General features: G+C 61.9%; 30 protein-coding genes and 1 tRNA gene. 8 read left to right on the top strand and 23 right to left on the bottom strand.

Annotated features, from left to right (window positions below; genetic code table 11):
- Position 1 precedes the first annotated feature (1 nt).
- The 3 genes from MRBLMS1_RS09030 to MRBLMS1_RS09020 all read right to left on the bottom strand — a co-directional run bounded on the left by MRBLMS1_RS09030 (position 2) and on the right by MRBLMS1_RS09020 (position 5,417).
- Positions 2-2,851, bottom strand: coding sequence for a hybrid sensor histidine kinase/response regulator (locus MRBLMS1_RS09030; RefSeq protein ID WP_485879067.1), 2,850 nt, complete (start codon positions 2,849-2,851; stop codon positions 2-4).
- Positions 2,852-3,156: 305 nt separating this feature from the next.
- Positions 3,157-3,357, bottom strand: coding sequence for a YbdD/YjiX family protein (locus MRBLMS1_RS09025; protein ID WP_010396213.1), 201 nt, complete (start codon positions 3,355-3,357; stop codon positions 3,157-3,159).
- Entirely contained in the window at positions 3,357-5,417 is a 2,061-nt protein-coding gene (locus tag MRBLMS1_RS09020; protein WP_034759102.1) for a carbon starvation CstA family protein, read from the bottom strand. The genes MRBLMS1_RS09025 and MRBLMS1_RS09020 overlap by 1 nt, the downstream gene beginning before the upstream one ends.
- A gap of 246 nt (positions 5,418-5,663) precedes the next feature.
- Between MRBLMS1_RS09020 and MRBLMS1_RS09015 the strand changes: the two genes are divergently transcribed.
- From MRBLMS1_RS09015 to MRBLMS1_RS08995, 5 genes are all read left to right on the top strand, one after another.
- Positions 5,664-7,037 (top strand): cache domain-containing protein, encoded by a 1,374-nt coding sequence (locus MRBLMS1_RS09015; RefSeq protein WP_128140063.1) that lies wholly within the window; start codon positions 5,664-5,666, stop codon positions 7,035-7,037.
- Positions 7,038-7,043: 6 nt separating this feature from the next.
- Positions 7,044-7,673, top strand: coding sequence for a response regulator transcription factor (locus MRBLMS1_RS09010; RefSeq protein WP_128140062.1), 630 nt, complete (start codon positions 7,044-7,046; stop codon positions 7,671-7,673).
- Positions 7,674-7,938: 265 nt separating this feature from the next.
- Complete coding sequence (locus tag MRBLMS1_RS09005; protein WP_485879064.1) at positions 7,939-9,063, top strand: EAL and HDOD domain-containing protein; 1,125 nt, start codon at positions 7,939-7,941, stop codon at positions 9,061-9,063.
- 1 nt (position 9,064) lies between these two features.
- The gene (locus MRBLMS1_RS09000) at positions 9,065-11,110 is read left to right on the top strand and encodes a putative bifunctional diguanylate cyclase/phosphodiesterase (protein ID WP_485879062.1); all 2,046 of its coding nucleotides are present in this window, start codon (positions 9,065-9,067) and stop codon (positions 11,108-11,110) included.
- Positions 11,111-11,194: 84 nt separating this feature from the next.
- Positions 11,195-11,284: transfer RNA gene (locus MRBLMS1_RS08995), tRNA-Ser, on the top strand.
- Positions 11,285-11,413: 129 nt separating this feature from the next.
- Here MRBLMS1_RS08995 and MRBLMS1_RS08990 read toward each other — a convergent pair.
- The 13 genes from MRBLMS1_RS08990 to MRBLMS1_RS08930 all read right to left on the bottom strand — a co-directional run bounded on the left by MRBLMS1_RS08990 (position 11,414) and on the right by MRBLMS1_RS08930 (position 18,076).
- Positions 11,414-12,472: a tyrosine-type recombinase/integrase gene (locus MRBLMS1_RS08990; RefSeq protein WP_485879061.1), complete on the bottom strand. Its 1,059-nt coding sequence runs from the start codon at positions 12,470-12,472 to the stop codon at positions 11,414-11,416.
- Positions 12,473-12,485: 13 nt separating this feature from the next.
- The gene (locus tag MRBLMS1_RS08985) at positions 12,486-12,737 is read right to left on the bottom strand and encodes a DUF4224 domain-containing protein (protein WP_046682344.1); all 252 of its coding nucleotides are present in this window, start codon (positions 12,735-12,737) and stop codon (positions 12,486-12,488) included.
- Between the two features lie 167 nt (positions 12,738-12,904).
- Positions 12,905-13,630, bottom strand: a complete 726-nt coding sequence (locus MRBLMS1_RS08980) for a hypothetical protein (protein ID WP_485879058.1) — start codon at positions 13,628-13,630, stop codon at positions 12,905-12,907.
- Positions 13,627-13,872, bottom strand: a complete 246-nt coding sequence (locus MRBLMS1_RS08975) for a hypothetical protein (RefSeq protein ID WP_485879056.1) — start codon at positions 13,870-13,872, stop codon at positions 13,627-13,629. Before MRBLMS1_RS08975 ends, MRBLMS1_RS08980 begins: the two co-directional genes overlap by 4 nt.
- 10 nt (positions 13,873-13,882) lie before the next feature.
- The gene (locus tag MRBLMS1_RS08970; protein ID WP_485879055.1) at positions 13,883-14,224 is read right to left on the bottom strand and encodes a hypothetical protein; all 342 of its coding nucleotides are present in this window, start codon (positions 14,222-14,224) and stop codon (positions 13,883-13,885) included.
- Positions 14,218-14,370, bottom strand: a complete 153-nt coding sequence (locus MRBLMS1_RS08965) for a hypothetical protein (RefSeq protein WP_485879053.1) — start codon at positions 14,368-14,370, stop codon at positions 14,218-14,220. Before MRBLMS1_RS08965 ends, MRBLMS1_RS08970 begins: the two co-directional genes overlap by 7 nt.
- Positions 14,367-16,205 (bottom strand): replication endonuclease, encoded by a 1,839-nt coding sequence (locus MRBLMS1_RS08960; RefSeq protein ID WP_485879051.1) that lies wholly within the window; start codon positions 16,203-16,205, stop codon positions 14,367-14,369. The genes MRBLMS1_RS08965 and MRBLMS1_RS08960 overlap by 4 nt, the downstream gene beginning before the upstream one ends.
- A complete protein-coding gene (locus MRBLMS1_RS08955) occupies positions 16,195-16,548 on the bottom strand; it encodes a hypothetical protein (RefSeq protein WP_035820917.1) in 354 nt (117 codons plus the stop codon). Before MRBLMS1_RS08955 ends, MRBLMS1_RS08960 begins: the two co-directional genes overlap by 11 nt.
- Before the next feature lie 101 nt (positions 16,549-16,649).
- Entirely contained in the window at positions 16,650-17,051 is a 402-nt protein-coding gene (locus tag MRBLMS1_RS08950) for a hypothetical protein (RefSeq protein ID WP_485879049.1), read from the bottom strand.
- A gap of 121 nt (positions 17,052-17,172) precedes the next feature.
- Entirely contained in the window at positions 17,173-17,436 is a 264-nt protein-coding gene (locus tag MRBLMS1_RS08945) for an Ogr/Delta-like zinc finger protein (RefSeq protein WP_071079002.1), read from the bottom strand.
- The gene (locus MRBLMS1_RS08940) at positions 17,433-17,621 is read right to left on the bottom strand and encodes a hypothetical protein (RefSeq protein ID WP_035820911.1); all 189 of its coding nucleotides are present in this window, start codon (positions 17,619-17,621) and stop codon (positions 17,433-17,435) included. Before MRBLMS1_RS08940 ends, MRBLMS1_RS08945 begins: the two co-directional genes overlap by 4 nt.
- A gap of 37 nt (positions 17,622-17,658) precedes the next feature.
- Positions 17,659-17,862, bottom strand: a complete 204-nt coding sequence (locus tag MRBLMS1_RS08935) for a hypothetical protein (RefSeq protein ID WP_035820909.1) — start codon at positions 17,860-17,862, stop codon at positions 17,659-17,661.
- A gap of 10 nt (positions 17,863-17,872) precedes the next feature.
- Complete coding sequence (locus MRBLMS1_RS08930) at positions 17,873-18,076, bottom strand: ribbon-helix-helix protein, CopG family (RefSeq protein WP_485879046.1); 204 nt, start codon at positions 18,074-18,076, stop codon at positions 17,873-17,875.
- An 80-nt stretch (positions 18,077-18,156) separates the two neighbouring features.
- Here MRBLMS1_RS08930 and MRBLMS1_RS08925 point away from each other — a divergent pair, with 80 nt between their 5' ends.
- The 3 genes from MRBLMS1_RS08925 (at position 18,157) to MRBLMS1_RS08915 (ending at position 19,575) form a co-directional block, all read left to right on the top strand.
- Positions 18,157-18,600, top strand: a complete 444-nt coding sequence (locus tag MRBLMS1_RS08925; protein WP_485879045.1) for a helix-turn-helix domain-containing protein — start codon at positions 18,157-18,159, stop codon at positions 18,598-18,600.
- 219 nt (positions 18,601-18,819) lie between these two features.
- Positions 18,820-19,131, top strand: a complete 312-nt coding sequence (locus tag MRBLMS1_RS08920; RefSeq protein ID WP_485879043.1) for a YdcA family protein — start codon at positions 18,820-18,822, stop codon at positions 19,129-19,131.
- Positions 19,132-19,164: 33 nt separating this feature from the next.
- Positions 19,165-19,575 carry a hypothetical protein gene (locus tag MRBLMS1_RS08915; protein WP_485879041.1) on the top strand — a complete coding sequence of 137 codons (411 nt, stop codon included), beginning with the start codon at positions 19,165-19,167 and terminating at the stop codon, positions 19,573-19,575.
- Here the strand turns inward: MRBLMS1_RS08915 and MRBLMS1_RS08910 are convergent, their stop codons facing one another.
- The 7 genes from MRBLMS1_RS08910 to MRBLMS1_RS08880 form a co-directional block, all read right to left on the bottom strand.
- Positions 19,576-20,850, bottom strand: a complete 1,275-nt coding sequence (locus MRBLMS1_RS08910) for a phage late control D family protein (protein WP_485879039.1) — start codon at positions 20,848-20,850, stop codon at positions 19,576-19,578.
- Entirely contained in the window at positions 20,847-21,455 is a 609-nt protein-coding gene (locus MRBLMS1_RS08905) for a phage tail protein (RefSeq protein ID WP_485879037.1), read from the bottom strand. Before MRBLMS1_RS08905 ends, MRBLMS1_RS08910 begins: the two co-directional genes overlap by 4 nt.
- Positions 21,456-21,469: 14 nt before the next feature.
- Positions 21,470-24,310 (bottom strand): phage tail tape measure protein, encoded by a 2,841-nt coding sequence (locus MRBLMS1_RS08900; RefSeq protein WP_485879036.1) that lies wholly within the window; start codon positions 24,308-24,310, stop codon positions 21,470-21,472.
- A gap of 30 nt (positions 24,311-24,340) precedes the next feature.
- A complete protein-coding gene (locus MRBLMS1_RS08895) occupies positions 24,341-24,454 on the bottom strand; it encodes a GpE family phage tail protein (protein ID WP_071650284.1) in 114 nt (37 codons plus the stop codon).
- A gap of 8 nt (positions 24,455-24,462) precedes the next feature.
- Positions 24,463-24,771, bottom strand: a complete 309-nt coding sequence (locus tag MRBLMS1_RS08890) for a phage tail assembly protein (RefSeq protein WP_485879034.1) — start codon at positions 24,769-24,771, stop codon at positions 24,463-24,465.
- 39 nt (positions 24,772-24,810) lie between these two features.
- Positions 24,811-25,320: a phage major tail tube protein gene (locus tag MRBLMS1_RS08885; RefSeq protein ID WP_485879032.1), complete on the bottom strand. Its 510-nt coding sequence runs from the start codon at positions 25,318-25,320 to the stop codon at positions 24,811-24,813.
- A gap of 59 nt (positions 25,321-25,379) precedes the next feature.
- On the bottom strand, positions 25,380-26,011 hold a 632-nt coding region (locus tag MRBLMS1_RS08880), incomplete at its 5' end, for a phage tail sheath C-terminal domain-containing protein (RefSeq protein WP_485879031.1).

Genomic DNA, 26,011 nt, shown 5'->3' with positions numbered 1-26,011 from the left:
GTCAGTGTTCCTTCACGAGGATGGCGTTCAGCGATTCGCGTACGGTCAGGAAGGCTTGCTGCATCTGCTGCAGCAGGGCAGCCGCGCCGTCGGTGCCGCCGGCGCGGCCCAGTTTTTCCATCTCCTTGCACAGCTGCGCCAGGCCGTCGGCGCCCACGTTGGCGCTGCCCGATTTGAGGCTGTGCGCCACCTTGCGCAGCGCTTCCGCATCGGCGCCGGCAATCGCTGCGCGCATGGCGCTCAACTGGCGCGGCGTCTCGCTGGTAAAGGCGAGGATGACCCGCTCGAGCAGCGCATCGCCATCCGTGCCGGACAGGGCGCGGATGTTTTCCAGCGCTTGCCGGTTCAGCGGCTGGCCGGCGGGCGCGGTCTCGGGAGCGGGGGGCTGCACCGCTGGGGGCGTTTGCAGCTCCGGCACTTCGCTGTGGTGCACGGTGGCCGCGCGCGGCAGGGTGATCCAGCGGGCGATCGTGTGGCCCAGGTCCTGCTGCGTGAACGGCTTGCTCAGGTAATCGTCCATGCCGGCCGCCAGGCACGCTTCGCGGTCGCCCTGCAGTGCATTGGCCGTGATGGCGACGATGGGCAGCACGCGGGCGTGGCCGCACTGCTGTTCGTGGCGGCGGATTTCCGCCGTGGCGGCAAAGCCATCCATCACGGGCATCTGGCAATCCATCAGGATCAGATCGAATTCCTCGGCCTGCGCCGCTTGCATGGCCTGTTCGCCGTTGCGCGCGCAGACCACGTCCAGGCCCAGGCTGTCGAGCATGGCCAGCGCCACTTCCACGTTGACGGGATTGTCCTCGGCCAACAGCACGCGGCGGCGCTGGCGCCGGCCCACTTGCCTCGCCGCGTGCGGCGGATGGATGCGCATGCCCTCGCTGGCGCGCGGCGGCGTGACGATGCAGTCGAACAGGTCGCATTCGCGGGCCGGCTTGATCAGCTGGAAGGCCACGCCCGCCTCGCGCCGCTGCACGGGGTCGGCCGCCGCCTGTTCCGTGCTCAGCAGCAGCAGTTTGAGGTCGGCCAGCAGCGGGTCGCTCTTGATGGTGGCGGCCAGGGCCAGGCCGCTGGTGCGCGGCAATTCCATGTCGAGCAGCGCCACGCCATACGGCGTGCCCGCCTGCGCGGCCGCGTGCAGCTTGGCCAGGCAGTCGCTGGCCGTGCCGGCGCTGTCGCTGATGATGTGCCAGCTGGCCAGTTGCCGCTCCAGCACGGCGCGCGTGGCCGGTGTGTGGTCGACGATCAAGGCGCGTAATCCTCGCGTGGTTTTCAGGTTGAAGGACGGGTCGTCGCTGTCGACTCGCCGCTTATCGAAATTTACTTCGAACCAGAAGATCGATCCTTGCGTTAAAGCATTATCAACGCCGATAGTGCCGCCCATCAGTTCCACCAGCTGTTTCGAGATCGTCAGTCCCAGGCCCGTGCCGCCGTGCTTGCGCGTGGTCGATCCGTCCGCCTGCGAGAACGATTCGAAGATGCGCGTCTGCGCCTCGCTCGATACGCCGATGCCCGTGTCGTGCACCTCGAAACGCAAGCCCACGCTGGGCGCGTCTTCGCTGCAGACGGTCACTTTCACGGTGACCTTGCCCGTTTCCGTGAACTTGATGGCGTTGCCCAGCAGATTGACGATGATCTGGCGCAAACGGTTCGGGTCGCCGCAGATGGCGATGGGGATGTCAAACGCGATGTCGAATTCCAGGCTGATGTTTTTCGCTTGCGCCTGCGGCGCGAACACGTGTTCTATGTCGTCGAGCAATTCGCGGAAATTGAAGCGGATGTATTCCACGCTCAGCTTGCCTGCCTCGATCTTGGAAAAGTCGAGGATGTCGTTGATGATCACCAGCAAATTTTGCCCCGAGCGCTGCACCATGCTCGTGTAGTGGCGCTGCTGCGGGCTCAAAGGGCTGGCCAGCAGCAGCTCCGTCATGCCCAGCACGCCATTCATGGGCGTGCGGATTTCATGGCTCATGGTGGCAAGAAATGCGCTTTTCGCCTGGCTGGCCGCCTCGGCCGCATCCTTGGCCTTTTCCAGCTGCGCCGTGCGCACGCCCACCTGGCGCTCGAGCTGGTCGCGGTAATTGGCCAGGGTGCTGTCGCGGCTGTCGATCTGCGCCAGCATGTCGTTGAAACTGTCGATCAGCACGCCCAGCTCGTCGCTGCGCTGGTGCGCGATGCGGTGGCTGTAGGTCTGGCTGCTCGACACTTTCTGCGCCGTGTCGATCAGCTTGGTGATCGGTTCGGCGATCACGCTTTTGAAGCGCCGCGCGAGGAATACGGCGATCAGGAAGGACAGCACGGTGGCGCCGCCGATGGCGCCCACGTGGCGGCCGATGTCGCGCCACATGTGGTTCAGGTCGGCCTCGATCAGCACGGCGCCGATCAGCTGTTGCGGCTGGCCTGGCCGGTAGACGGGACGGTACAGGCGCATGGCGGGCGCCAGGGGCGTGCCCGTGCCTTGCGTGACGGGTTGCACGGCCATGTCGGCCAGCAGGGCCGGTTCCAGGTCTTCCGGCGAGGCCAGGCCATCGGCATGCTGCGGCGCGCGGTACAGGGCGAACAGGCGCCCGCCCCGGTCGAACAGCGCCGCCTGGGCGACCTCGTCGCGCGCGGCCAGCGCGGCCAGCACCTGTTCCGCCTGCGGCTGCGCCGATTTTCCTGCCAGCAAGGGCGCCGCGCTGGCCGCACCGATCACGCCCGCCAGGGACAGCAGCTGCTTGCCTTCATCGTCCTTGTGGCTGAGCACGGATGTCAGCGCAAACGCCACGAACACCAGCAGCAGCGCGCAGCCCGACGACAGTACCGAAATCATGGTCAGCTTCTGACTGATGCTGGAGCGTTGGAAATTGAACATGGTTGCGGCGCTTCTCCGGTCGGTCTGTTGACTGTTTTTTAATTTCCTATTGGAAAAATATAGACGCGAAGACACACCACGATATTGATGTGGGTCTAAGGAAGGAGAGGGGAGGGAAACTTATACGAGATGAAACAAATAGGGCGGTCCTGCAAGACCGCCCTCAAATTATTGCTGAGCTACAACACCTGATCCAGCCGTAGCGAGCGGAAGGGAGAGGTGGCCGAGAAGCGCAACCGTACTTTAGTACGGTGAGCATCGCAGGCCGCCTATACCGACGCGTAGCAGGTTTGGTCCGGTGTCCGCTAACAACAACCACCACGCTTACCGGCCCCACCGTAGCGGGCTTCCTGCCGTTCGCGGAAGAACTCTTCATACGTCATCATCGGCTCGCCGGGATGGGTGACTTCCCGGTGCGCCACATAGGTGTCGTACTCGGGCAAGCCGCACATGAGCCGCATGCTTTGCCCCAGATACCGTCCAGCCTTGATGATTTCGTCGATCATCATTGCACCGTCGGCAAGGCCTGGAACGGCGTTTCCTTGGTGCTAGGCTTGCTGTCGGCGCGCGCCTTCAGGATGGTGCGGATGCCGAAGAACAGCACGCTGACGACGACCACCACGAAGAAGGCGGCCAGGCCCGCGTCCAGGTAATCGTTGAAGATGATCTGCTGCATCTGCGCCACGGACTTGGCCGGCGCCAGCAGGGTGCCTTCATCGAGTGCCGCCGAGTATTTCTTGGCATGCGCGAGGAAGCCGACGCGCGGGTTGGCGTCGAAAATCTTTTGCCAGCCTGCCGTCAGGGTGCACAGCAGCAGCCAGATGGTCGGCGTGATGGTGACCCACGCATACTGTCCGCGTTTCATCTTGAACAGCACGCAGGTGCCGAGGATCAGCGCAATCGCAGCCAGCATCTGGTTGGCGATGCCGAACAGCGGCCACAGGGTGTTGATGCCGCCCAATGGATCGACGACGCCCTGGTACAGGAAGTAGCCCCAGGCCGCCACGCACAGGCCCGTGGCCAGCAGGTTGGCGATGACGTTTTCCGTCTGTTTCAAGGCTGGCACGAAGCTGCCCAGCAAGTCTTGCAGCATGAAGCGGCCGGCACGCGTGCCCGCATCGACTGCCGTCAGGATGAACAGTGCTTCGAACAGGATGGCGAAGTGGTACCAGAAGGCCATCATGGCCTTGCCGCCGATGGCGCCGGAGAGAATCTGCGCCATGCCGACGGCCAGGGTTGGTGCGCCGCCGGCGCGCGAGATGATGCTGTGCTCGCCCACGTCCTTGGCCGTCTGCGTCAACATTTCCGGCGTCACATAGAAGCCCCACTGCGAGATCGCCTGTGCGGCGGACTCTGCCGTGGTGCCGATCAGGGCGGCCGGGCTGTTCATGGCGAAATAGATGCCTGGTTCGATGGTCGAGGCGGCCACCAGGGCCATGATGGCGACGAACGATTCCATCAGCATAGCGCCATAGCCGATGAAGCGGGCATGGCTTTCGTTTTCAATCATCTTCGGCGTGGTGCCCGAGGAAATCAGCGCGTGGAAGCCGGAGACGGCGCCGCAAGCGATGGTGATGAACAGGAAGGGGAACAGATTGCCCGACCAGACGGGGCCGGAGCCGTCGATGAACTTGGTCATGGCCGGCATTTTCAGGTAAGGCGCGACGACGATGATGCCGATGGCCAAGCCCAGGATGGTGCCGATTTTGAGGAAGGTCGACAGGTAGTCGCGCGGCGCCAGCAGCAGCCACACGGGCAGGACCGAGGCGATGAAGCCGTAGCCGATCAGCATCCACGTCAGTTCCGTGCCTGTGAACGTGAACATCGGGCCCAATACCGCGTGTTCCTGCACGTACTGGCCGCCGATGATGGCCAGCATCAGCAAGACGAAGCCGATGATGGAAATTTCGCCGATGCGGCCGACGCGGATAAAGCGCGAATACACGCCCATGAACAGGGCGATGGGGATCGTCGCCATCACGGTGAAGCTGCCCCATGGGGAGCCAGTCAGCGCCTTGACGACGATCAATGCCAGCACGGCCAGGATGATGACCATGATCATGAAGCAGCCGAGCAAGGCGATCATGCCGGGAATCTCGCCCAGTTCAGCCTTGATCAGGTCGCCCAGCGAGCGGCCGTCGCGGCGCATGGAAATGAACAGCACGATGAAATCCTGCACGGCACCGGCGAACACGACGCCAGCCAAAATCCACAGCATGCCGGGCAGATAGCCCATCTGCGCGGCCAGCACGGGGCCGACGAGGGGACCGGCGCCGGCGATCGCCGCGAAATGGTGGCCGAACAGCACATATTTGTTGGTCGGCACGTGGTCGAGGCCATCGTTGTGCTTGAAGGCCGGCGTCATGCGACGCGAGTCCAGGCCCAGCACCTTGTCGGCGATGAACAGGCTGTAGAAACGGTAGGCGATCAGATAGACGCAGACGGCGGCGATGACGATCCAGATCGCGCTGATCGATTCGCCGCGTTGCAGGGCGACGACGCCCAGGGACCCGGCGCCTGCCAGCGCAAGCGCTGCCCAGCCGAGCTGTTTGAAAATGCGGTTCATGCTTCCTCCAGAGATATGACGGGCGCTGTGCCGTGCGATGATGTGTGCTGCCGAGCCTGGTCGTCGCCAGTTTGGGTGTGAATTCGTGGTATCTGCAGCTTATGGCGAGTATTCAGGAATCGTATAATTGCCGCAAGCGCAGCACTACGCAGTAACGCTCAGTATTACTACGCAGACCGATCGCCGCGCCGCGACGTAAAATCACGCATTCCCACCAGCATCGACGCCGCCCGAGCGCGCAAGGCCATGAAACTCAGACAGAAAGTCATCTTCCTGGCCATCACGCCGCTCATCCTCGCCCTGTGCGCCATCGCGTTTGCCGTGCGGCATCAGGCGATTACCCTGGCCGAGCAGCAGCGCGCCACCATCCAGCAAGCGTATCTGGCCAGCAAGGAAGCCGAGCTCAAGCATTACGTGACCCTGGCCAGCCATTCCATCGCCTCGCTGTACCAGTCGGGGCGCAAGGATGACGCCACGCAAGAGGAAGCCAAGCGCATCCTGTCCGCCCTCAGCTATGGCGACGACGGCTATTTCTTCATCTATGATTTGCAGGGCAAGTCGCTGATGCATCCGCGCCAGCCCGAACTGGTGGGGCAGAACCTGTGGCAATTGCGCGACGCCGAAGGCAATCTGACCATCCAGCGCCTGATGCAGCGGGCCAAGAGCGGCGGCGGTTTCGAACGCTACAACTGGATCAAGCCGTCGACGAACAAGTCCGCGCCCAAGCTCGGCTATGTGATCCTGATGCCGGAATGGGGCTGGATGATGGGTACCGGCATTTATATGGATGACGTGGACCAGGCGCTGGCCAAGGTCGATGCCCAGCAGTCGCGCAATATCCGCTCGACCATGGAGCTGATCGCCGCCATCGCCATCCTCGGTTCCCTGCTGGTGGCCGCCTGCGGCCTCGTGCTGAACCTGCGCGAATTGCGCGTGGCCGACGCCAAGCTGAAAGTGCTGGCGCAGCGCGTGGTCGAATCGCAGGAGGAAGAGCGGGCGCGGCTATCGCGCGACCTGCATGACGGCATCAGCCAGTGGCTCGTGTCGATCAAGCTGCAGATCGAGGCGGGCATCGCGCGCCTGGGCGGTAATGCGGAACAGAAAGACAAGGCGCCCGCCACGTTCGAGCGGGCCGCCGAGCAGCTGAACAAGGTGCTGGGCGAGGTGCGGCGCATTTCGCACAATCTGCGCCCGGCCATTCTGGATGACCTGGGCCTGGCCGCCGCGCTCGACCACCTCGTGCATGAATTCAACGACAGCAGCAGCGCGCAAGCCAGTTTCACGGCCAGCCCCGCGGCGGCGGGCGAGGGCTTGCCCGATATGGTCAATACCGTGCTGTTCCGCATCGCACAGGAAGCGCTGACCAATTGCGAGCGCCATGCCCACGCCCGCGGCGTGGAAGTGAGTCTGCGCGAGGCGGGCAAGGCCGTGGAATTGCGCATCCAGGATAATGGCGGCGGCTTCGATTTCGACGGCATCGCCCTGCATCCGCAGCGCGGCATCGGCCTGCGCAACATGACGGAACGCATGGAAGCCATCGGCGGCAGCCTGCACATCACCTCGTCCCCTGCCGGCACCGTGGTGCTGGCGCGGCTCGAGCTTTCCTCCACATTAAAATAGAGAACCATGACCGAGAAGATCAACATCCTGCTGGTGGACGACCACCCCCTCGTGCGCGACGGCTTGCGTGCGCGCCTGGAAGCGGTGGCGCATTTTGACGTCGTGGCCGAGGCGGGCGGCGCCGACGAAGCGTTGAATCAGGCGCGCGCGCACCAGGTGGACCTCGTGCTGATGGATATCAATATGCGCGGCACGAACGGGATTGAAGCAACGGCGCTGTTCAAGCAGGCGTTTCCGCAGATCGCCGTGCTGATCCTGTCCATGCACGACAAGCTCGAATATGTGTCGCAAGCCATCGCCGCCGGCGCGCGCGGCTATGTGCTTAAAGATGCCCCTGGGAAAGATATTGTGTTTGCCATCGAGACCGTGATGTCCGGCGGCATTTATTACAGCGCCGCACTGGCGCGGCAACTGTCTCGGCCGCAAGTCCACGATTCTTTCCTCACCACGCGCGAGCAGCAAGTGTTGCAGCACATCGCGGGAGGCCAGTCGAACAAGCAGATCGCCCGCGCGCTCGACCTGAGCGTGCGCACGGTGGAGACGCACCGGCTGAACATCAAGCGCAAGCTCGGCATCGAAGGGCAGGCTGAATTGATCAAATACGCGGTCGAGCACGCACATGGCGGCAGCGCCTGAGCAAGCGTGCGCAGTGCCGGGTTTTTGTCGCACCCGCATGGCAGGCGGGTCTCGCGGGGGAATGTTCTTTTTGAACATCTATTGCCAAAATTAAACTGTTTCGTGGGTGAGATTCGGATAGAATGATTCTCGCTGTCGAGGGCATCCCCTGTCGGGCCAGGGTTGCCAATGCTGGTCAGTTTATTTACTATGGCGCCCTACCCACACTGAGATACCGATGTCAGCGTCTGAATCAAACCTGTTTCCGTTGGTGGGATTACAAGCAGTGGCCAATGCTCATAACGAGTGGGTCGCTGTCACCTTGCATAGTCCGCAGGCCTTGACGGCGCCGCTGCTGGCGGCGCTGGCCGCTGCCGATGCGTATGCCTTCCTGGCGCCGCTCGATTGCATCATTCCCCTGGCCGACCCGCATGGCGTGGACGAGGCCGTGCTGGCGCAACTGTCGCCGCAACGCACCATCTTCCGTTTGCCGGCCCAGCTTGCCGGCGACAAGCAACTCCAGAAAAAATGCCGGCAATGGCGCGACGCCGGCTACCGCATCCTTCTCGATGGCGCCGATGCCGGTCCCGTGGCGGCGGCGCAAGTCGACGCGCGCGCGCTGAGCTTTGACGCGGCAGGCGCACACCCGGCCCTGCATCAGCTGCTGCCCTTGCCGGGGCCGCACCTGGCCTACAACATCGCCGATGGGGGGCAGATTGCCTCATTGCAAGAACTCGGTGTCAGCTGGTTTGCCGGCGATTACGCCTTGCAGCACGCGCGCCAGCAAGGCGAGCCGGAAGACGCCACGTCGCGGCGCCGGCTGATGTCGCTGCTGGGCCTGCTGGCCCGCGATGCCGACGCGCACGAGCTGGAAGTGCCGCTCAAGCAAGACCCGGCCCTCAGCTATCATTTATTGAAACTGGTCAATTCAGCCGCCTTCGGTTTCACGGCGCCGATTACCAGCTTCAGCCAGGCCATCACCCTGCTGGGCCGGCGCCAGCTGCAGCGCTGGCTGCAACTGCTGCTGTATGCGCGGCAACAGGACGATGGCAAGATTCACGCGCTGCTGCCGCTGGCGGCCGTGCGCGCGGCGCAGATGGAAGCGCTGTGCCAGCTGCGCGGCGGCGACCGCGACGCGCAAGACCTGGCCTTCATGGCGGGCGTGTTTTCGCTGCTCGACGTCCTGCTGGGCATGCCGATGCAAGAGATCATCGCCACCCTGAACCTGGCGCCCGAAGTCAGCACCGCCTTGCTGGAACGCAATGGCGAGCTGGGCACCTTGCTGGCGCTGGTCGAAAGCGCCACGCCGCCGCCGGACGGTTTGCGCCGCGCCGGCATCGATGGAGAAACCTATTGGCGCAGCCTGCTGCAGGCTTACCAATGGGCCATCCAGGTCAGCCGGAACCTCTAGCATGACCCTGTTTCCGGTGTCGGATTTCCTCGGTGACAGCGCCGCCCTGTGCGACGCCGTCGTGCGTTTGCGCGGCCCCGCGCTGGTCGCCGAGCTGGGCCGTATCGCCAGCACCGTGATGGCCAGCCCGCATGGCCAGTTCCTGCCCGCGGCCAGCACGGACGCCACCGCGCCGGCCGCACCGTTTCCCCGCGATACGCCCGCCTTGCTGCAGGAAGTCAGTTTCGACGGCCACTGTTTCGGCCATTACAGCGTGGCCGGCCGTCCGCTGTATAACGACGCCGACCGCCGCCACCTGGCCAGCCTGGCATCGTTGACGGCCGGCGTCCTGCAAGTGCATTCGCTGGCGCAACGCTCGACTCATGCCTACGCGCAAGTCGAAGCCTTGCTGGCGCAGCAGACGCAAATCCTCGACCAGTTGCACGAATCCGTGCTGACGATGGACTTGACGGGCTACATCACGAGCTGGAACAAGGGTGCCGAGCGCCTGTTCGGCTACACCTCCGTGGAAGCCGTGGGGCGCAACATCTTGTTCCTGTACGACGATGAAGACACGGGTTTCCACGATGCCTTCCTGGAGCAGGGAGGGCGCCTGATGGAGGTGCGCCGCCGAAAGAAGTCGGGCGAGATCTTCTGGGCCAGCTTGTCCCTGTCGCCGCTGCAAGACCTGGACGACAAGCCGATCGGACTCATCGCCTACCTGACGGACATCACGGAACGCAAGCTGGCCGAAGAGCGGCTGCACCACCTGGCCTATTACGACCCGCTGACAAGCCTGCCCAACCGCACCTTGCTGGCCAAGCTGGTCGACCAGGCCCTGAGCGTGGCGCAGCGCAGCAAGATGCTCGGCTGCGTGCTGTTCATCGACCTGAACCGCTTTAAACTGATCAACGACACCCTGGGCCGGCGCATCGGCGACGAACTGCTGCGGCAAGTCTCCCTGCGTTTCCGCCAGGTATTGCGCGACCAGGACCTGGTGGCGCGCCTGGGCGGCGACGAGTTCGCCGTCGGCCTGTTCGACATTGGCCAGCATTTCGAAGCGAGCATGGTGGCGCAAAAGCTGCTGGCCTCGCTGGTGGAGCCGTTCCTGATCGAAGGCCACGACTTGCGCGTGGGCGCCAGCATCGGCATCAGCGTCTATCCGCAAGACGCGCAGGACGCGGAAACCCTGCTGCGCCTGGCCGACATCGCCATGTACCGCGCCAAGCAGGACAGCGGCGGTGAAGCGGAAAGCGTGGCTTTCTACAGCCAGGACATGAACCTGGGCATGCAGGCGCGCATGCGCCTCGAAACAGGCTTGCGCCAGGCACTGTCGGAACAGCAACTGCTGCTGCACTACCAGCCGAAATACGCCCTGGGCAGCGGCCGCATCATCGGCGCCGAAGCGCTGGTGCGCTGGCACCACCCGCAGCACGGCATGATTCCGCCCGCCGAGTTCATCCCATTGGCCGAATCGACTGGCCTGGTGGTGCAAGTGGGCGAATGGGTGCTGGAAGCGGCCTGCGCCCAGGCGCAAGCGTGGAAACTGGCCGGCCTGCCGCCGATCCGCCTGGCCGTCAACGTCTCCGCCCGCGAATTCACGGCAGCCTTGCCCGCCAGAGTGGCGGCGACCCTGGCCCGCTACGGCCTGGAAGCGGCCTGGCTGGAACTGGAAATCACGGAAAGCACCCTGATGCACAACATCGAGAGGGTCATTGGCATCATGGACCGCATCACGGCCTTGGGCGTGGCCCTGTCGCTGGACGACTTCGGCACCGGTTACTCAAGCCTGTCCTATCTGAAACGCTTCCCCATCGATACGTTAAAGATCGACCGGTCGTTCACCACCGGCATCCCCACCGACGCCAGCGACTGCGCCATCGCCAGCACCATCATCAGCATCGCCCAGCAGCTGCACCATAAAGTGATCGCGGAAGGCGTGGAAACGGCCGAGCAACTGGCCTTCCTGAAGAGCTCAGGCTGCGACGAAGTGCAGGGCTACCTGTTCTCGCGCCCCTTGCCGGCGGTGGAGTTCGAGCGGGCGCTGCGGGAAAACTGGGGCGTATAAGGCAGGCGTGCCCGCTCTTTCCTGTCAGGCAAACGGTGCTAGCCATTGGTAAGCCACCGACCTTTATGTATAATGCTGCCATCTGGAAGCGTGGCCGAGTGGTTGAAGGCACTAGTCTTGAAAACTAGCGACGGGTTACACTGTTCGTGAGTTCGAATCTCACCGCTTCCGCCAGAAATATGAAAATAAGCCCTTGATTATCAAGGGCTTATTTTTTTTGTGCTGTCGCCTGCAAAATCCCTGATGTAAAACTTCAGTTTCAACTTAGCGCTAATTTGCGGAAACGGTTTCCGCAACTCGCCGCTAGCGGGTAGGGCGGACAGCCTGGCCAATGCGCCGATAGACCTTTTCCGTGATGACTTTTTCACTATGCCCCAGCAGGGAGCTGGCGGCGCCCAGGTCGGCAATGTCGCTGGCGGAGCGCGCCCGGATATCGCGGAACTGGAAGGCCTTGATGCGGTTGGCCAGCTCCTCGTCGCCAGCTTTTAGCGCCAGTTCCGCTGCAGCTTTCCGGGCGCCATCGAAGCGCAGGCGCAAATGCCACTTCTTGACCTGGCAACCATTTGGCAGCGCGACGATGAAGGTGGTGCGCGGCCGGTGCGGGCGCGCATGGATGCGCTCGATGACCTTGGCCAGCTCGGACTTGACGCCGTCGTGCTCGAGCACGATGCGCAGCAGCTTGTTGCTCTTGCCCTGGCGCACCTGCAGCGCCCCATCCTTCAAATCGCCGTCGCGCATCTTGAGCACGTCCGCAGGCCGCTGGCCGGTCAGGTAGTTCAGGTCCATGGCGTCCTGCAGTTCTTCACAGCCTGCGTTCCGTACTGCATCCCATACGGCCTTGTCGGCATAGAAGTCGCGCGGCACCTCCTTATTTTTTCGCACTCCCCGGCATGGGTTCTCGCGCTTGGTGTAACCCCATTCCCTTGCCATATTGAACACATGTGACAGTAACGCGATTTCGCGGTTGGCGCGCACCTTGGCGCTGCGCGCGTCGCGGTAGCGGGCAATGTCCTGCGGCGTGATGGCGTCGATGGGCGCGCTGTCGAAGACCGGGCGCAGCTGGCTCAACGAGCTGGAGTTCTCGCGTTGCGTGCTTGGCGCCTTGCCCGGCAGGATGTCACGGACGTACTGCGCAAACACGTATTCCATGAGCGTGGCGTCGGTCGGGACTGGTTTGCACTCATATTCCGCCCACAGGCGCTTGGCTTCGACCAGATCCGTACCCAGTGGGTATTCCTTCCGGTTCCCGGCGTCGTCCCGGCCATTGTAGTAATAGCCGGTCCATGTTTCGCCCGATTTCAGCTTGCGCACGCGCCGCAGCATGCGCGGCGGCAGTTTGTACCCAGTGCTCTTAGGTCGCATTGTTTTCTTTCTGTTAACGTACTTTGGACAGGTCCGGCGCCCAAGCCGGCGTACTCACCAGGCTGGCGGGATTGATGCCGCTCAAGCGCAGCCGGGCGTACAGGCGCCCGATGATGGGCGCGCCGGCGCGGTTCTTGATGAAGGTCCAGCCGTTTTGCTGCAGCCATTTGATCTGATCCACTTTCCGGCAGCAGCCTGAAATGGTTTCCAGCTCTTCCGCAGTCAGGGTTTCGGACTGGATAGAATTGTCAAAAAGATTATTCATTGGATGCCGCTTTCTTTGTGGCCGGGCTGCATGCTTGGCATTTGTTCGTGGCCAAGGCGAACGCTTCGGCCTCCGTGTACTGCGGTACTTCTGCGCCTGGCTTGCGGTAGTCGCGCAGCCGGCAGAATTCTTGGTATTGGTCCATTTTCTCTTTCGCTTTGAACGTCCTATGCAGCACACAGCAAGTCGGCCTGCACGTACTTGCGATCCCAAAACGGCGAACATTGAATGCCATCCCATATCTCGGCCATCTCGCGCGGATTGTTTTTCCGGTTGTGGTTGCGGGCAATGTCGGTGCTGTCTACGCTGGCGAATGGATAGCCCCAACGTGCAGCATTCATTCCGCGCAGCATGTGGAGCCAGGTCGGCACACGACCGGTTTGGCATATCGCGTTCATCGCTTCTGTCATGCGGTGATGCCAGTTTTGGGCACCAACTACACGGAACTGTGCTGACGAACCTATGCAGACACGCTCCCACTCGTCACACAAGCGCTTGAGGCGATCCACTGGCTCATGCATGTGCCAAACAGGTGCACCGCGCTGGCCATGCGGCCACTGCGCAATGAGGGCGTCGTTAGCGCTGACGTCGCCCATGATCGCGTCCGGGATAACTGCCCAGGTGGTTTTGTAGGTCAGCCATCGTTCGGCCCAGGCGTAGAACCCCTGCCAGAAAGCACCGCCCATCTCGACAATCGCTTCTCCACGGGCCTTGCGCTTCATGTTTTCCGTCCAGATGGAAAATGCCGAATTGTCGAGCATGTTGCTTTGCCCGTTTTCGTGGCACCACTCCACGTCATCCGGTCGAGCGAATGATATGCAGAACGAACGCCCCCTGAGCTGAGCCAAAACCTTGCGCGGCGTGATGGGCGTGCCATGGTAGTGCTGCGTCATGCACCACCCCGAATGGTCTTGATATCGACGCCGTGGTGATGCGCCATCAAGACTTGGTGACCGCCGAACTGTTTGTGTAGAGCGTCGGCGATAGTTTCGTGATAACCGGTCCGGATCATTCTGGTCGCGGTGACGATATGCTCGACCATGATGACAGCCGTGGAGTCGATTACCAGGTCATATAAGATGTGTTCGCCATTGTTCGGACAGGTCGCGAGAAATCTTGTGCTGTAGGTATTCATCGTATTGGCCTCACGCAGTCGCACAGGTGCTGCATTCGTGGAGCTGGTGCGCCATGCTGGTTTTGCCGCATGCGCTGCCTTTGATGATCTGCATGGATTCGGCGCCGGCGAGGGAGGCCTGATGCTGGCGTTCAGTTTGAGCTGGCTTGATAGATACCAGCGCGGCCAGCGGCACCGCACGGAACATGCCGGGCCACTGGTGGTCCAGCTCCACCCACGCATGTAGCTCGCCATTGCCCACGTCACGGCGCAGGTCATTGACGGTGCCGGCCTGGTAGCCTTCATCGGTATCGAATGTCACGCGGTCGCCCAGGGCGATTTGCCGCGGCGAATTGGTCGGGGTGGTCAGCATTGCGGTTTTCCTTTCAGTTTGGCGGTAACGCCGCACACGCCGAAGCGGTCGATGGCGGCCTGGATCACGTCGCCGCTGGAAGCGGCAATCGCGGCATATTCAAAGCGTTCGGTTTGCGTGCGAACGATCACGGCAAATGTGCTCATGTGCCATTTCCTTCATGGGGTGGGGTGACGGGGACGATCAGCCGGGGCCACGGGCAGGCGTTGACGGCCGCCCAGGCGGCAATGACGGCTGTTCTTGCCTCGTCGGGCAGGTCAGGCACGGGCGCCGCCGGCGACGCGGCCGGGGCAGGGCGGTCGGGGTGCGTACAGTTATTTACACGAGTCCGAGGAACGGCAACCCCAACTGCCACCCCGCGCCCGCCTGTGGCCTGTACCGGCGTCCACGTATGGCGCACGGACTTGAAGACCACGCCTATGAGGTCGCTGCAGCGCACGCCGTAGGGCGTGGTGCGCAGCGTTTCGCCGTAGCGGCCGATGACGGTTTTTTCGTCCTTGGCCAGGGTGACGACCAGTTCCTTGCGCGGCACCAGGGCGCCGCCTTGGGCGCGCAGGTATTCGGCCCAGCAGGCGCGCTTTTCGCCGTCGATCTTTTGCACGGCGTCCCAGGCACGGCGCATGGCGGCCGGCGCTTCGTTGAGCATGCTTTCCTCGATGCGGCGCAGTTCGCGCCACACGGTGACGGGGGCGCCGCCCCATTGCTGGAATTGGCGGATGCCCCAGCACGCGGCCCAGGACTCGACGCGCGCCGATGGCGTCAGCTCGACATCGCCTTCGGTGTCGGCTGTGACGACGTAGCCTTCCTTGGTCTTGTGGTCGGCCACGCCATCGATGTTTTTGGCCACGTACTTGGCGATGTAGCCGGCGGCGCTGCCCTTGGCCCAATCAATGCGTTTCACGTCCAGGCGGCGCGCGAAGGCGCCCGGTTCGCCACGGTCCACGCGCCAGGCGTAGCGCTTCATGATGCGGATGGCGCGGCCGGCCACGTCCTGCAGGTGGGCCGTCTTGTATTTCGCGGTGGGGCGCACGAACAGCAGCAGATGCCAATGCGGGCAGCCGTCGTGGTGCGGCTCGGCGATGCGAAAGCCGTACAGGCCAATGCCACGGCGCGCCAGTGCGGAGCGGCACAGGGCTGTCATCTTGCCAAGGTAGGCGTTGGCCTCGCGTGGCGTCGAGTTGTCGTATTTTGGATTTGGCTTGCCGCTGTGCTGCACGGCGTGAAAGCGTGATGGGCACGTCCAGGTGACGAAAATGCCCTGGTCGCCGCACTCGCGGGCGATCTGTTCAAAGCCGTTGATGCGCAACATCAGCTCACCGCGCCGGATGGCTTTATTCGCAGTCGTTTTCTCGGCCAGCTCGGCGATACTGAATTGCTGGCCATTCTCGTTTTGTACCAGCGTGGCGGCCAGCGCTGCCGCGTTGCGGCGGTTCTGCGCTAGGCGCGACAGCACGGCGTCGTTGCTGGCGTAGGGTTCGCCGCGATAGTTCACGTAGCCTAGGCGGATATTGCCGGCTTCGAAGGCGCGCTTGACGCGTTTGCGCAACTGGCGGCGCCACCAGCGGGCATCCACCAGACGGGCGATGGTGTCGGTCATCGTGTCGAACTCGGGCAGCTCGATGCCATACGAGGCGCATTCGTCTTCCATGATCTGCAGGGCGTGCGTGTCGGACACGGCCATCCACAGCATTTTGGTCACGCCGGCGGCCGCGCGTTCGGCGGTGGCTACGATGTCGGCATCGCTCTGCGACAGGTCGACGCCGGCCGGCACATATTGCTCGGCGAACTCGCGCACAAAGCTGGTGGCGACGGACTCATAGACTTTGTACCAGGACGACCAGGCCATTTTTGCCATGGCGGCCGTGATGACGCGGTTGCGCCACTTGTAAGGAATGCGTGCCAGCTCGGGCGCAAACTGCGCCGAGCGCAAGAAGGCTTCGTGGCGTTGCGGGGCAGGCAGCAGGATTTGTTTAGATTGCATTCAACAGTCTTTCGTACACACGGATAGCGGCAGAGGTGGCGGCGCGTAGTTCGATGCGCTCTTCCTCGGTAAATGAGTGGATGGGCGATTCCCAGCGGTCGGCGTCCAGGCCGGCGGCGATCAGCACGGAGCGGCGCGCGCCACGCGGCGACAATCCCCAGGCCTGGGCCATGAAGGGCGCCAAGTTGCGCGGCTTGATGCTGCGTAGCTGGGCCTTGGCTTCGGCGATGGCGGCCAGCGCATGCCCGGCGCCTGGTGGCGTCGGCATGTCCTTGTCGCGTGCGGCCAGAATCTCGGCGGCAGGCTGGAAGGACAGGTGATTGTCGATAAGGGACGCCGGCATGGTTCAGTCCTTGATGAAGCCAATGGCCCGCAGCACGCCGGGGGCAATGACGATCAGGAGCGACAGCAGCCAGATGCCGCAGGTTTTGGCCAGGCGCAGCATCAGCGTGCCCCTGGCTTGAGAAATTGCTCTGCCCAGTACGGGAGCGTGTGCGATGCGCCGCAGCAGTGCCGGGAACCCGCTTCATTGGCGAAAATGTAGTTCAACTCGATGGGCAGCTTGCCGACCAGGGCGCGTTGCTTGGCTGGCGCGAAAAATCCGTCACGCTCCAGTGCCGCCGCATCGCGGACGATGAAGGTGATATTGGCCGCGCCATAGGCGTGGTAGGTCTTGGCAATCTCGCGGATATAAGCGGACAGTGCCTCCATGTCGGCGCCAGTGCAGGCTTGCAGCAGGAAGCAGGTCGGCGCCACCGGCACGAGGCACTTTTGCATGGCTGGGCGGGGCGCGCCCGGCGCCGTGGAATAGTCGGCCTGACTGGCGGCGTATATCGTGTTTTCCATCGGTTTTCCTTATTTTTGGTTGAACGAATCCCGCACGCTCAAAAGAGAGCGCTGCAGGGCACAGCAAAAGAGGGGGGGGTACCGCGGCCGGGCTACGGCGGCGCGAGGATCGAGATAGTCATCAGCAGCCCGCAGTCAAGTCCAGGGCTAGCTGGCTGGTGGCCGCCGTGCGCGCATGCTGGGACATTGGGATGCGGATATCCGGCTTGGGCATGGCGGACAGCGAGAGGGTGCGCAGTACTTCCAGGCCTGCCACGAAGGAGTGCCCGCAGTCGGGGTTCTGGCACATGTAGGTGATTTCCTTGAACATGGCGGACATCGTGCGGCTTTTGACGGCGCGGACGGTGTATTCGCAATGCGGGCAGGGCAGGCCGATGACTCTCATTTCAGCTTTCTTTCCACTTGGTATAGGGCGCGACCGCGACCCGTCATGTTTTTTGACTGCTTGCGTAAGCGCGATTTGACGAGCCATTCGGCCGCCTGATCGATACTTGCCAGCCCCTGGCGCTGGCGCACGAGTTCCAGCACCGCGCGCTCTTCGTCATTGAGGTTAATTTGATGGTCTGGCATTTTCTGTAACTTTAGAGTTGCTCAAAAGTGACTCGGTTTAAACGCTGCGACGCTGTACGCTGTCGATGGTGGCGTCATCCAAGGCAATCACGGCCAAGGCTTCACGCATCACGATCTGGCGCACCAGCACCGCAAGCTCTTCGCCCTGGTAATTGGCGATCGAGGAAACAAGCTGGTGCTCGTAATCGTCCAGGCGCAGCATGACGCGGTGGCTGCGGATACGTTTTGCATCGGGGTACATGACGTTGTCCTTAGTGGGTGGGTTTGGATGCGATTTCACGCTTGTAGTCGGCTAGGCCGCGCAGGATCAAGAGGCGCAAGAGCCATGCGCGTGACCGCTGTTGAGCTGCGGCAAGAGTTTCGATTTCCTTTACCTCGTTGGGGGCCAGACGAACGCCAAGCGGCTGGGAGGTGACGCCTTTGGCAATGCGTCTGACTTTTGACAAATTATTCATAATGTTATGATCTGTAATCGCTACGGAATGGCGTAAATATATCACTCATTTGAGTGATTTGGAAAGGTATTTGTATTCAAATGAAGTATTTTTTTGATCGTCTCAAGGAAGAACGAAAGCGCCTCGGCCTCAATCAGGACGAGTTTGCTGCCCTTGGTGGGGTAAAAAAGGGGGCCCAGTTCAACTATGAAAACGGCTCCCGTACGCCAGATTCTGACTATTTGGCGGCGGTTGCTGCGGCTGGAGTAGATGTGTTGTATTTGCTGACAGGAGAACATGCGCTGTCAGCGTTGCCGGCGGACGAGCATGAACTGTTGACTGGCTATCGAAGTATGGACGTTCGCGGGAAAGCAGGCGTACTCGGGATGATTAGCGGAATGCGCTCGCCAACGCCCCCAGCATCCGAAGTAGGGAATGCCCCACACGTTGAAACCCATGGCAAGATTGGGCAAAATTTCGTGGGTAATATCATTGGGCCGCAGACTTTTAATGTGGCCGGCAGCGGACGAAAAAAGGAAAAATAGTCTGCAAATGATTGATCTTCTTATGCTTATTGTAATTGCTGCTTGTTTGCTCTGCATAATTTCTGTTGAGATGACCCAGCGGAGGCGAGTAGTCGATGGAAGTGATTTTTCCGGCTCGGTTTGGCACCGCATATGTTCAAACATGGTGGGCGAATCGAGAGACGAATGCGTATACCATGGTCTGAATGGAATTTCGCGCAGCCCCCTAGAAAAGAAGACATGAGATTTTCGCTCGTCCGAAAACTGGCCATTACCGTACTTCTGCTGGTCAGTGCGCCATTGTTAGCGGCAAATACCCCATGCTCTGGTCGCAAGGGTGGCATTTCTCACTGCGATGGCGCCACTTTCGTATGCAATGATGGTTCGATCAGCGCGTCGAAGAAAATATGCTCCGCTAATGCCCCACCTCCCAAGCTGCCGATTGCTGGTTCTGATGGCTGTACCTGCCGCAGTGGGAATTACTGCACGGGGCCACGCGGCGGGCAGTATTGTCTAAGCGACAGCGGGGCCAAGAGTTACCGGCGGCGCTGAGATAACCAGAACTTTTAACACCCACACTTCCATATGAAAAAAACAGTCGCAATCATCACCTTAGCGTTGCTTCCATGCTTTGCTTTCGCTGCTGCAAAGACAATAACGTCACCAGTCGAAATTCAAAAAATCCTTGCGCAGATTCCAGTTACTGACAAAGACTTCGCCTACAAAAATGTAGGGGAGAGAATCGAGCGAATTGGCCTGAAAATTTCGTCTATCAGAATCGATAAGGTCGGAAAAGAAGATGCAGAACCACCTTTGTATCAGGCTGGTGATGAGCTGATTTACATTTCGACCAGTGAACCATCGGAAGTGGTAAAGGCCATCTGTCCGATTATGGGTTCCCCAATGTTTACTAAACGTCGTGGCAAGTATGTTGCTTCTGGAAGGACCGCATACTGGCTTATGCACAACAAATGCGAAACTGGCGAGAAGAAATAGTTACACCTCGCTGTATTCGGCATTATCCGAATTTCCGGGCTTCCACGGTTCTTCGCTGTTTTCCCTGATAATGTCGCGCACTTCCTTGATGTGGTTCCATGCGGTTTTTGCCGCCCGCTTGGCGCCGCTCTTGCTTTTATAAAGGTGCTCCAGCGTCTTGAGCTTGGCCTTGCTCCCCGCCATTTCCTGGCCTGTTTTTTTCTTCTTCGCCGCCACGTCCTTCCACTTGGCCACCACACCCGTGATGCCTTCGTCCGGGTCTTTCTCTTCCTCGCGCTCAGCCTCGACCGCTTCCGTCTTCGTTTCAAATTCCACCCGCGTGGTAAAGCCGTTGCCGCCCAGGCTGTGCGTGACCTTGACCGATAGCCATTCGGTGGCGTCGATCTCGGGCTTGAAGCCTTGCACGGTGACGGGCGATTGCGGGAACACGGCCGGGTTGCCCAGGGCCAGGCTCATTTCAAAGGTGGCCAGGCCGCGCAGGATGCGCTGCCATTCGGCCACGGCCGCCGTGCGCGCGTCCGTTTCATTGGCGAAGGTGGTGCGTAGGCGCTTGCTGTTGCCGGGCACGCCAGCCACGACGCTACGGCGGCGCGCGTAGCGCTCGTCATGCCAGAAGGCGCGCACGCCCGTGTAGGCATCGCTCTCGGCGCTGTGGTAGCGGTGGCCGTCGCCCAGGGCGCGCGTGATGGGAATCACGGGCAGCGCCTTGCCGCTGGCGGTGCGGCTCTGGTTGATGGGGATGAAGAGCAGGGTGTCGTTCTTGACGGTGGCCACCGCGTCGTATTTCCTGCCCAGCCGGCGCAGGAAGGCCGCATCGCTCTCATGCGTCTGGTCGATGTGCTCGATGGCGGTGTCGCGCAGGCGCGCCGACACTCCGGACGCCAGCTCATTGCGAAAGGCGATGGCCTCGATGATGGCACCCAGGGTGGTCTTGTGGAAGCTGTGTTCCTGCTGCTGTTTGAAGGTGTCGATCAGGTTGGCCGACCTGGCGCGCAGGGTGATAGTGTCGGGCGCGCCGCTGTGCTCCACCTCGTCGACGGTGAACTTGCCCATGTCCACCAGGCCGGTGGCTTGCCAGCCCAGCGCCAGGGCGATCTGCGCGCCGCGCGGGGGCAGGGCCAGCTTGCCGTCGCTGTCGTCCAGGGAAATATCGAGCTGGTCGCTCTCGTCGCCACGGCACAGCGTCAGGGTCAGATTAATCAGCCGCGGCGAGACGATGGCCGTCAAATCCTTGTCCTCGATGCTGACCTTGAAGGCGGGGATATGCTCGCTCATTTGAACTTGTCCGCCGCGCTGCCGATGGCGCCGCTGATGCTGCCGCCGATCTTGTCTTTCATCTCGTTGACCACGCCGCCGTATTTGGACGTGATGCCGCCGACGACATTGCCTACCACGCTGCCCACGGCATTCTTGGCCGCGCCGGCGATGCTGCTGGTCATGCCGTCGATGCTGAGCATGTTTTTCAGGTCGCCGATATCGCCCAGGCCGACCATGGCCAGCACACCGTCGTCGTCGCGCTTGAGCGCAATGGTGAACTCGACGCGGCGCGCGCCGCCGCTGCCGTCGAGGATGGTGCGCCCCTCGGTCATGCTGGTGATGCGGTAGGAGCCGAGAATTCGGCCCGTGCCCTGGATCAGAATCCACGATTTACCCGTATCGGCCATCATGCGCAGCGCATCGAGGGAATAGAGGGAGCCGGTCAGTTCCGGCGCGACCCAGCCCGACAGGGTGATGGTGTCGTCGCCTGGCCCCACGTATTGATGCGCATCGCGCAGGCCCACGCGGGCCGTGCTGGCATGTTTCCATTCTGTTTGCCGCTGCAGCTCGTGATAGGCCAGCGTTGGCAGGCTGAATACGAACATTCCTAAAATCATCATCATGGTGCTGTTCTTTCTTAATCGTGGTCGCGCAGGGACGAGCGGATGCGTGCTGCCTTTTCGCGGTCGCGCTGATCGAGCGCCACGCTCACAGCGCGGGCGATGGCCTGGGGATCGGTGCCAGCCTGCACATGGAAGGTGATTTCGATCTTGTCGCCCTGAATGGTCATGCCGGCGCCGAACCCGCCTTGTGCCAGCGGCGCGCGCGTGTCGAATGCGCTGGCGGGCAGAGCGGTGGCCGTGCCGATGGCAATACCGGCGCCCAGTTGCGTGAGGCGCTTGGCCATGCTGGACACTTGCGTCAACGGTCCGTCCTGTCCCTGGTTGATGCCGATGGCCAGGCCTTGCGTGATGTTGTCGCCAAACTCGACGAAGACGCGGCTAGGGCTGTGGCTGTCGATTTTCTTGGCGAACAGTCCGACAATGCCGCCACCTAAATTCCTGATCGCATCCCAGGCCGCGCTGCCCATGCTCTTGATGCCGTTGATCAGTCCCTGCACGATATTGATGCCGAACTCAGTAAATTTAGCCGGCAACTCGATGCCGAACCAGCTCATGACGCCCGCGAACGCCTGATAAAACACGCCGACCGGTGACCAATTGATAATCAGGGCCGTGATGCTGCCCATGCCGCCGGCGCAGACGGTGCGCAGGCGCGACCAGATATCGGCGAAGAACGAGGCGATAGGCGCCCAGGATGCGGTGATGCGCTGCAGGATGCTGGCGCCGAAGTCGGTGAACTTGGCCGGCAGCGCGATGCCGAACCAGCCCAGCACGCCCGCGAAGGCGCGATAGAACATGCCCAGCGGCGACCAGTTGACGATCAGGGCGCTGACGCCGCCAATGCCGCCGGCAAACGCTGTTTTGACGTGTGACCATACGCCGGTAAAGAAACCCTTGATCGGCTCCCAATATTTGTAGATCAGGAAGGCGGCGCCGGCGATGGCCGTCACGGCCAGACCAATCGGGTTGAGCATGAAGACACGGCCCAGCCACAGCACGGCGCGGCCCGCCCACATGAAGGCGCCGCCCAGGCCGCGCAAGATGGGCGTGAGCACGCCGCCCGTCACGCCCATCTTGGCGAACATGACGTGCAGCATGGCATACGGGCCGATCAGGGCGGCAATGCCCAGCATCAGCGGGCCGAGCACCAGCAGCAGGCCCGCCAGCACGGCAAAGCCGGCGATCATGACCTTGGCCACGGTCGGGTTGCGTTCCATAAAGGCATTCAGGCGTGTAATGGCATTGATGGCCATTTCCAGTCCCTGCGCGTACAGCGGCAGGATTTTTTCGCCCATGGTCAGTTTCAGGTTGGCCAGCCTGGCCGTCGCTTCCAGTTCGGCGCCGCCGGCCTGCTGCTTGCCCAGGTCGTAAATCTGCTCGATGTCATACGCGCCTTCGTTCAGCTTGGCGTTCTTGTGCATCTGGATGCGCTGGCGGAACATGTCCAGAAACTGATTGCCGGCCGTGCGGTTTGAAAACAAACTGCCGATGGTGTCCTCAATTTGCTTGGGATCCGTGATGCCTTTCTTTTCCAGTTGTGGCAACAGCACTTGCTCCAGCCATTCAAATTGGCTGCGTCGGAAAATGTCACTACCCACCAGGGCACCGGGGCCAAGGGTGGCAGATTGCGCCACCGTGTCGTGCTTGACCTGACTACGATCTTTAATCAGCCCCAATCTTTCCATGTTGCTGACGGCGCGCTTGGTGGTGCGCCCCTGGTACAGGTTCGAATAGCCGGACATCAGGGCCGTGCCGGCGCGATGGCCGCCGACTTCCTGCACCAGCGGTTCCATCTGGTAATAGAACTGCTTGTCGTCCATGATCTTGGCGGCGATGCCACCTGTCTTGATGAAGTTCAGCCATTCTGTCGGTCCCACACGCCCGCCCGTGGCCGTGATGACTTTTTGCATCATGTTGGCCTGGTCGTGGAATTTCTCCGAACTGGCCGTGCCGCCGCGCTGCTCGATCACTTTGAGCAAGTCCATGAAGATGCGTTCGTTCTCTTCGCCAGATTCCTTGCCGAAGAATGCCTTGTTGGCAAACTTCATCTTGGCCAGGGTGGGCGCGACCATTTCCGCGTGGTGCAGGTCGCCAAAGATCGACATCGCGTCGCGCACCAGTTCCAGGTTTTCGTTCTGGCTGGTGCCGTAGGTCTTCATGTTCTGGGCGAACTGGATCGCCTGCTGGCTGGTTTTCGGCCCCAGGCCCAGCGCATTCACGCGGGCTTTCTCTAACTGGTAGTGCTTCGCCTCGTGCAGCCCCTTGGCGATGGGCATGGCCATGACCGCGCCGGCCGCTGTTGCGCCAGCGCCGGCCGTGGCAATGTTGCCCGCCTTGCTGCGCAGCTTGTCGGCGTGCTGGGTGGCGTTGGTGACGCGCTGCTGCTTGGCGGCTGACGCGGCCAGGCGCTTTTGTTGCGACGCCAGCTCAACGTTGGTCAACTGAATACTGTTCTTAAGCCACTCCTGGGCCTTGCCCAGTTGGCGCGTGTCGATGCCGGCCTCCTTGAGGCTGGCGCGCAGGGCGCGGAATTGCTGGCTCTGTTCTCGGCCTTTCAGCGTCAATGCCTGCGTGACCTTCGTCGCCGCCTTCAAATCACGCGTCATGGCGCGTGTAGGAGACTCGGTCTGTTTTATGCTTGCGGCCAGCTCTTTTACTTTCTTTTGAGCTTCTTTCAGCTCAACCCCCGTTGTTCGAATACCGCTATGCAGTTCGCGGAACTTCCCCAGGTTTCTCTGCTGGGTGTTCAGTTCGCGCAAGCGGTCGCTGGTCGCCTTCAAGGCCTTGGCTGTGTCGCTGGAACCGCCCATGATTTTTTTCAGCGGGCCGGTGATCTTGTCCAGCGCTGCAAACACTACCTGTAACCTCAAATCCCGACCAGCCATCTATTCCGCTCCGCTTCGCTGCCGGGCGCGTTCGCGCCAGGCCATCAGTTCATCAATCGTAAAGCCGTCCATCGCTGCCGGCGTCCAGTGGAAGACGCCGGCAATGTCGGCCATGGCGTCTTCTACTTCGCCGGGGATACCGAAAGGCGATCGGCTTTGCTCGCCAAAAAACCGGCAACCTCGGCGCCCACGGCCAGCAGGTCTGCCGGGTCCATGTTGGCGACGTCGTGCGTGGTCAAGGTCGGTTCGGTGATGCGCGGCAGTACGATCTGCAGGGCCGACACGTTCAGGTTGGCCAGCTCGATCAGGGAAATACCGCGCAGGGCCCCCGCCTTGGGCTTGCGCACGGTCAGCGAGGTGATGAAGGTATCTCCGCGCTTGATCGGCTCGTCCAGTTCGATGACGGCTTGGTTTTGGGTATCGTTGTTCATGCTGTGTTCCTTGTGGTGTGGTGGTGAGTAAAAAGCGGATTACAGGCCGATGGCCTGGCGGATGGCGGCATTGGTGTCGCCGCCGCCAAAGTTCTCGGTGCCGCTCATGAAGTCCAGTTCGATGACGGTGGCTCCGTCGATCATCAGCTTGTAATAGCTGCAGGGCATTGTGTATTTGTGGGTGGTGTCGTCGCCCATCTTGGCGCCGCCCATGTCGATTTCCTTGTAGCGGCCGCGCACGACGACCTCGACTGCGGCGACGGTGCCCTCGTCGTCTTCCTGGTAGGCGCCGGCAAAGCGCAGTTGTACGGCGCCGTGCGTGGGCGCGCCGTACTGTTTCAGGGCTTCGGCGATCAATCCGCCGGCGCTCCATTCCAGCGACAGCGCCTCATTGCCGAAGTCCACGGACACGGGGCCGCTCATGCCGCCGGCGCGGTACTCTTCCATCTTGCGGCTGAGCTTGGGCAAGGTGACTTCGGGCACCATGCCCAGGAAGGACACGCCGTTCTGGAACAGGTTGAAATTTTTCAGTTTGCGGGGCAGGCCCATAGTGTTCTCCGTTATTCAGTTGCGCCCGCGCGGGCGCGGGCAGGGGGGGCTGATGATGGTTATGCCGCGATGCGCGAGGCGAAGTCGGCCAGGTAGCGGTCGGTAATGCGCTGCTGGAAACGTAGGTTTTCCAGCGGCGGCACGGGCGTGTAGTCGTAGTCGATGGCCAGCTTGCCCGCCTTGAGCGTGTCCTTGTCGTTGAATTGCTCGTCATACCAGGCGTGGCCGTCGATGATGTAGCCCTGCAATTTCAGGTCGCGGAACTTGGCATTGATGCTTTCCAGTAGGTCGCGCACCAGGGACGGATGCAAGGGCAAATCGACAAAGGCGAAATGCGCCTCGGCGATGGTGTCGGCCAGCACCTGGGCCGTGCGCGTGTAGCTTTCGAAATAGAAGAAGCCGCCCGGCGCCTCGCAGGTGCGCGAACCCCAGAAGCGGTAACCGCCCATGTTAATCAGGGTGGTGACTTCCTTGGCGTTGAGCATGCCGGCATCGGTGGCCGGGTCTTGCAGATCGAAAAACACGTCCTTGGTGATGCCGGTCGGGCCGTTGACGACCACGTTGGACAGCGTCTTGTGCCAGCCCGTTTCCTCGTCGATCTTGGCGCGCAGGCCCATGGCATAGGCCACGGCGGAAATGCTGGCCTCTTCGTCGATGGCCTTGTCCCAGTTCACAAAATCGGGCCAGATAA

Origin of the sequence: Massilia sp. LMS1-1-1.1, from assembly GCF_040815535.1 — a bacterium.
GTDB lineage: Bacteria > Pseudomonadota > Gammaproteobacteria > Burkholderiales > Burkholderiaceae_D > Janthinobacterium > Janthinobacterium aestuarii.
This window is presented reverse-complemented; position numbering and strand designations above follow the sequence as displayed.

Bases quoted from the DNA above. Each gene is read 5' to 3' on its own strand.
- MRBLMS1_RS08895 (WP_071650284.1), bottom strand. From the start codon at position 24,454: ATGGCCGACATTGCCGGCGTCTTCCACTGGACGCCGGCAGCGATGGAC.
- MRBLMS1_RS08990 (WP_485879061.1), bottom strand. From the start codon at position 12,472: ATGCGACCTAAGAGCACTGGGTACAAACTGCCGCCGCGCATGCTGCGG.
- MRBLMS1_RS09000 (WP_485879062.1), top strand. From the start codon at position 9,065: ATGACCCTGTTTCCGGTGTCGGATTTCCTCGGTGACAGCGCCGCCCTG.
- MRBLMS1_RS08890 (WP_485879034.1), bottom strand. From the start codon at position 24,771: ATGAACAACGATACCCAAAACCAAGCCGTCATCGAACTGGACGAGCCG.
- MRBLMS1_RS08985 (WP_046682344.1), bottom strand. From the start codon at position 12,737: ATGAATAATCTTTTTGACAATTCTATCCAGTCCGAAACCCTGACTGCG.
- MRBLMS1_RS09010 (WP_128140062.1), top strand. From the start codon at position 7,044: ATGACCGAGAAGATCAACATCCTGCTGGTGGACGACCACCCCCTCGTG.
- MRBLMS1_RS08970 (WP_485879055.1), bottom strand. From the start codon at position 14,224: ATGCTGACCACCCCGACCAATTCGCCGCGGCAAATCGCCCTGGGCGAC.
- MRBLMS1_RS09020 (WP_034759102.1), bottom strand. From the start codon at position 5,417: ATGAACCGCATTTTCAAACAGCTCGGCTGGGCAGCGCTTGCGCTGGCA.
- MRBLMS1_RS08885 (WP_485879032.1), bottom strand. From the start codon at position 25,320: ATGGGCCTGCCCCGCAAACTGAAAAATTTCAACCTGTTCCAGAACGGC.
- MRBLMS1_RS08945 (WP_071079002.1), bottom strand. From the start codon at position 17,436: ATGAGAGTCATCGGCCTGCCCTGCCCGCATTGCGAATACACCGTCCGC.
- MRBLMS1_RS08915 (WP_485879041.1), top strand. From the start codon at position 19,165: ATGAAAAAAACAGTCGCAATCATCACCTTAGCGTTGCTTCCATGCTTT.
- MRBLMS1_RS08905 (WP_485879037.1), bottom strand. From the start codon at position 21,455: ATGATGATGATTTTAGGAATGTTCGTATTCAGCCTGCCAACGCTGGCC.
- MRBLMS1_RS09015 (WP_128140063.1), top strand. From the start codon at position 5,664: ATGAAACTCAGACAGAAAGTCATCTTCCTGGCCATCACGCCGCTCATC.
- MRBLMS1_RS08960 (WP_485879051.1), bottom strand. From the start codon at position 16,205: ATGCAATCTAAACAAATCCTGCTGCCTGCCCCGCAACGCCACGAAGCC.
- MRBLMS1_RS08975 (WP_485879056.1), bottom strand. From the start codon at position 13,872: ATGAATACCTACAGCACAAGATTTCTCGCGACCTGTCCGAACAATGGC.
- MRBLMS1_RS08935 (WP_035820909.1), bottom strand. From the start codon at position 17,862: ATGTACCCCGATGCAAAACGTATCCGCAGCCACCGCGTCATGCTGCGC.
- MRBLMS1_RS08950 (WP_485879049.1), bottom strand. From the start codon at position 17,051: ATGGAAAACACGATATACGCCGCCAGTCAGGCCGACTATTCCACGGCG.
- MRBLMS1_RS08925 (WP_485879045.1), top strand. From the start codon at position 18,157: ATGAAGTATTTTTTTGATCGTCTCAAGGAAGAACGAAAGCGCCTCGGC.
- MRBLMS1_RS08940 (WP_035820911.1), bottom strand. From the start codon at position 17,621: ATGCCAGACCATCAAATTAACCTCAATGACGAAGAGCGCGCGGTGCTG.
- MRBLMS1_RS09030 (WP_485879067.1), bottom strand. From the start codon at position 2,851: ATGTTCAATTTCCAACGCTCCAGCATCAGTCAGAAGCTGACCATGATT.
- MRBLMS1_RS08980 (WP_485879058.1), bottom strand. From the start codon at position 13,630: ATGACGCAGCACTACCATGGCACGCCCATCACGCCGCGCAAGGTTTTG.
- MRBLMS1_RS08910 (WP_485879039.1), bottom strand. From the start codon at position 20,850: ATGAGCGAGCATATCCCCGCCTTCAAGGTCAGCATCGAGGACAAGGAT.
- MRBLMS1_RS08930 (WP_485879046.1), bottom strand. From the start codon at position 18,076: ATGAATAATTTGTCAAAAGTCAGACGCATTGCCAAAGGCGTCACCTCC.
- MRBLMS1_RS08955 (WP_035820917.1), bottom strand. From the start codon at position 16,548: ATGCCGGCGTCCCTTATCGACAATCACCTGTCCTTCCAGCCTGCCGCC.
- MRBLMS1_RS08920 (WP_485879043.1), top strand. From the start codon at position 18,820: ATGAGATTTTCGCTCGTCCGAAAACTGGCCATTACCGTACTTCTGCTG.
- MRBLMS1_RS09025 (WP_010396213.1), bottom strand. From the start codon at position 3,357: ATGATCGACGAAATCATCAAGGCTGGACGGTATCTGGGGCAAAGCATG.
- MRBLMS1_RS08965 (WP_485879053.1), bottom strand. From the start codon at position 14,370: ATGAGCACATTTGCCGTGATCGTTCGCACGCAAACCGAACGCTTTGAA.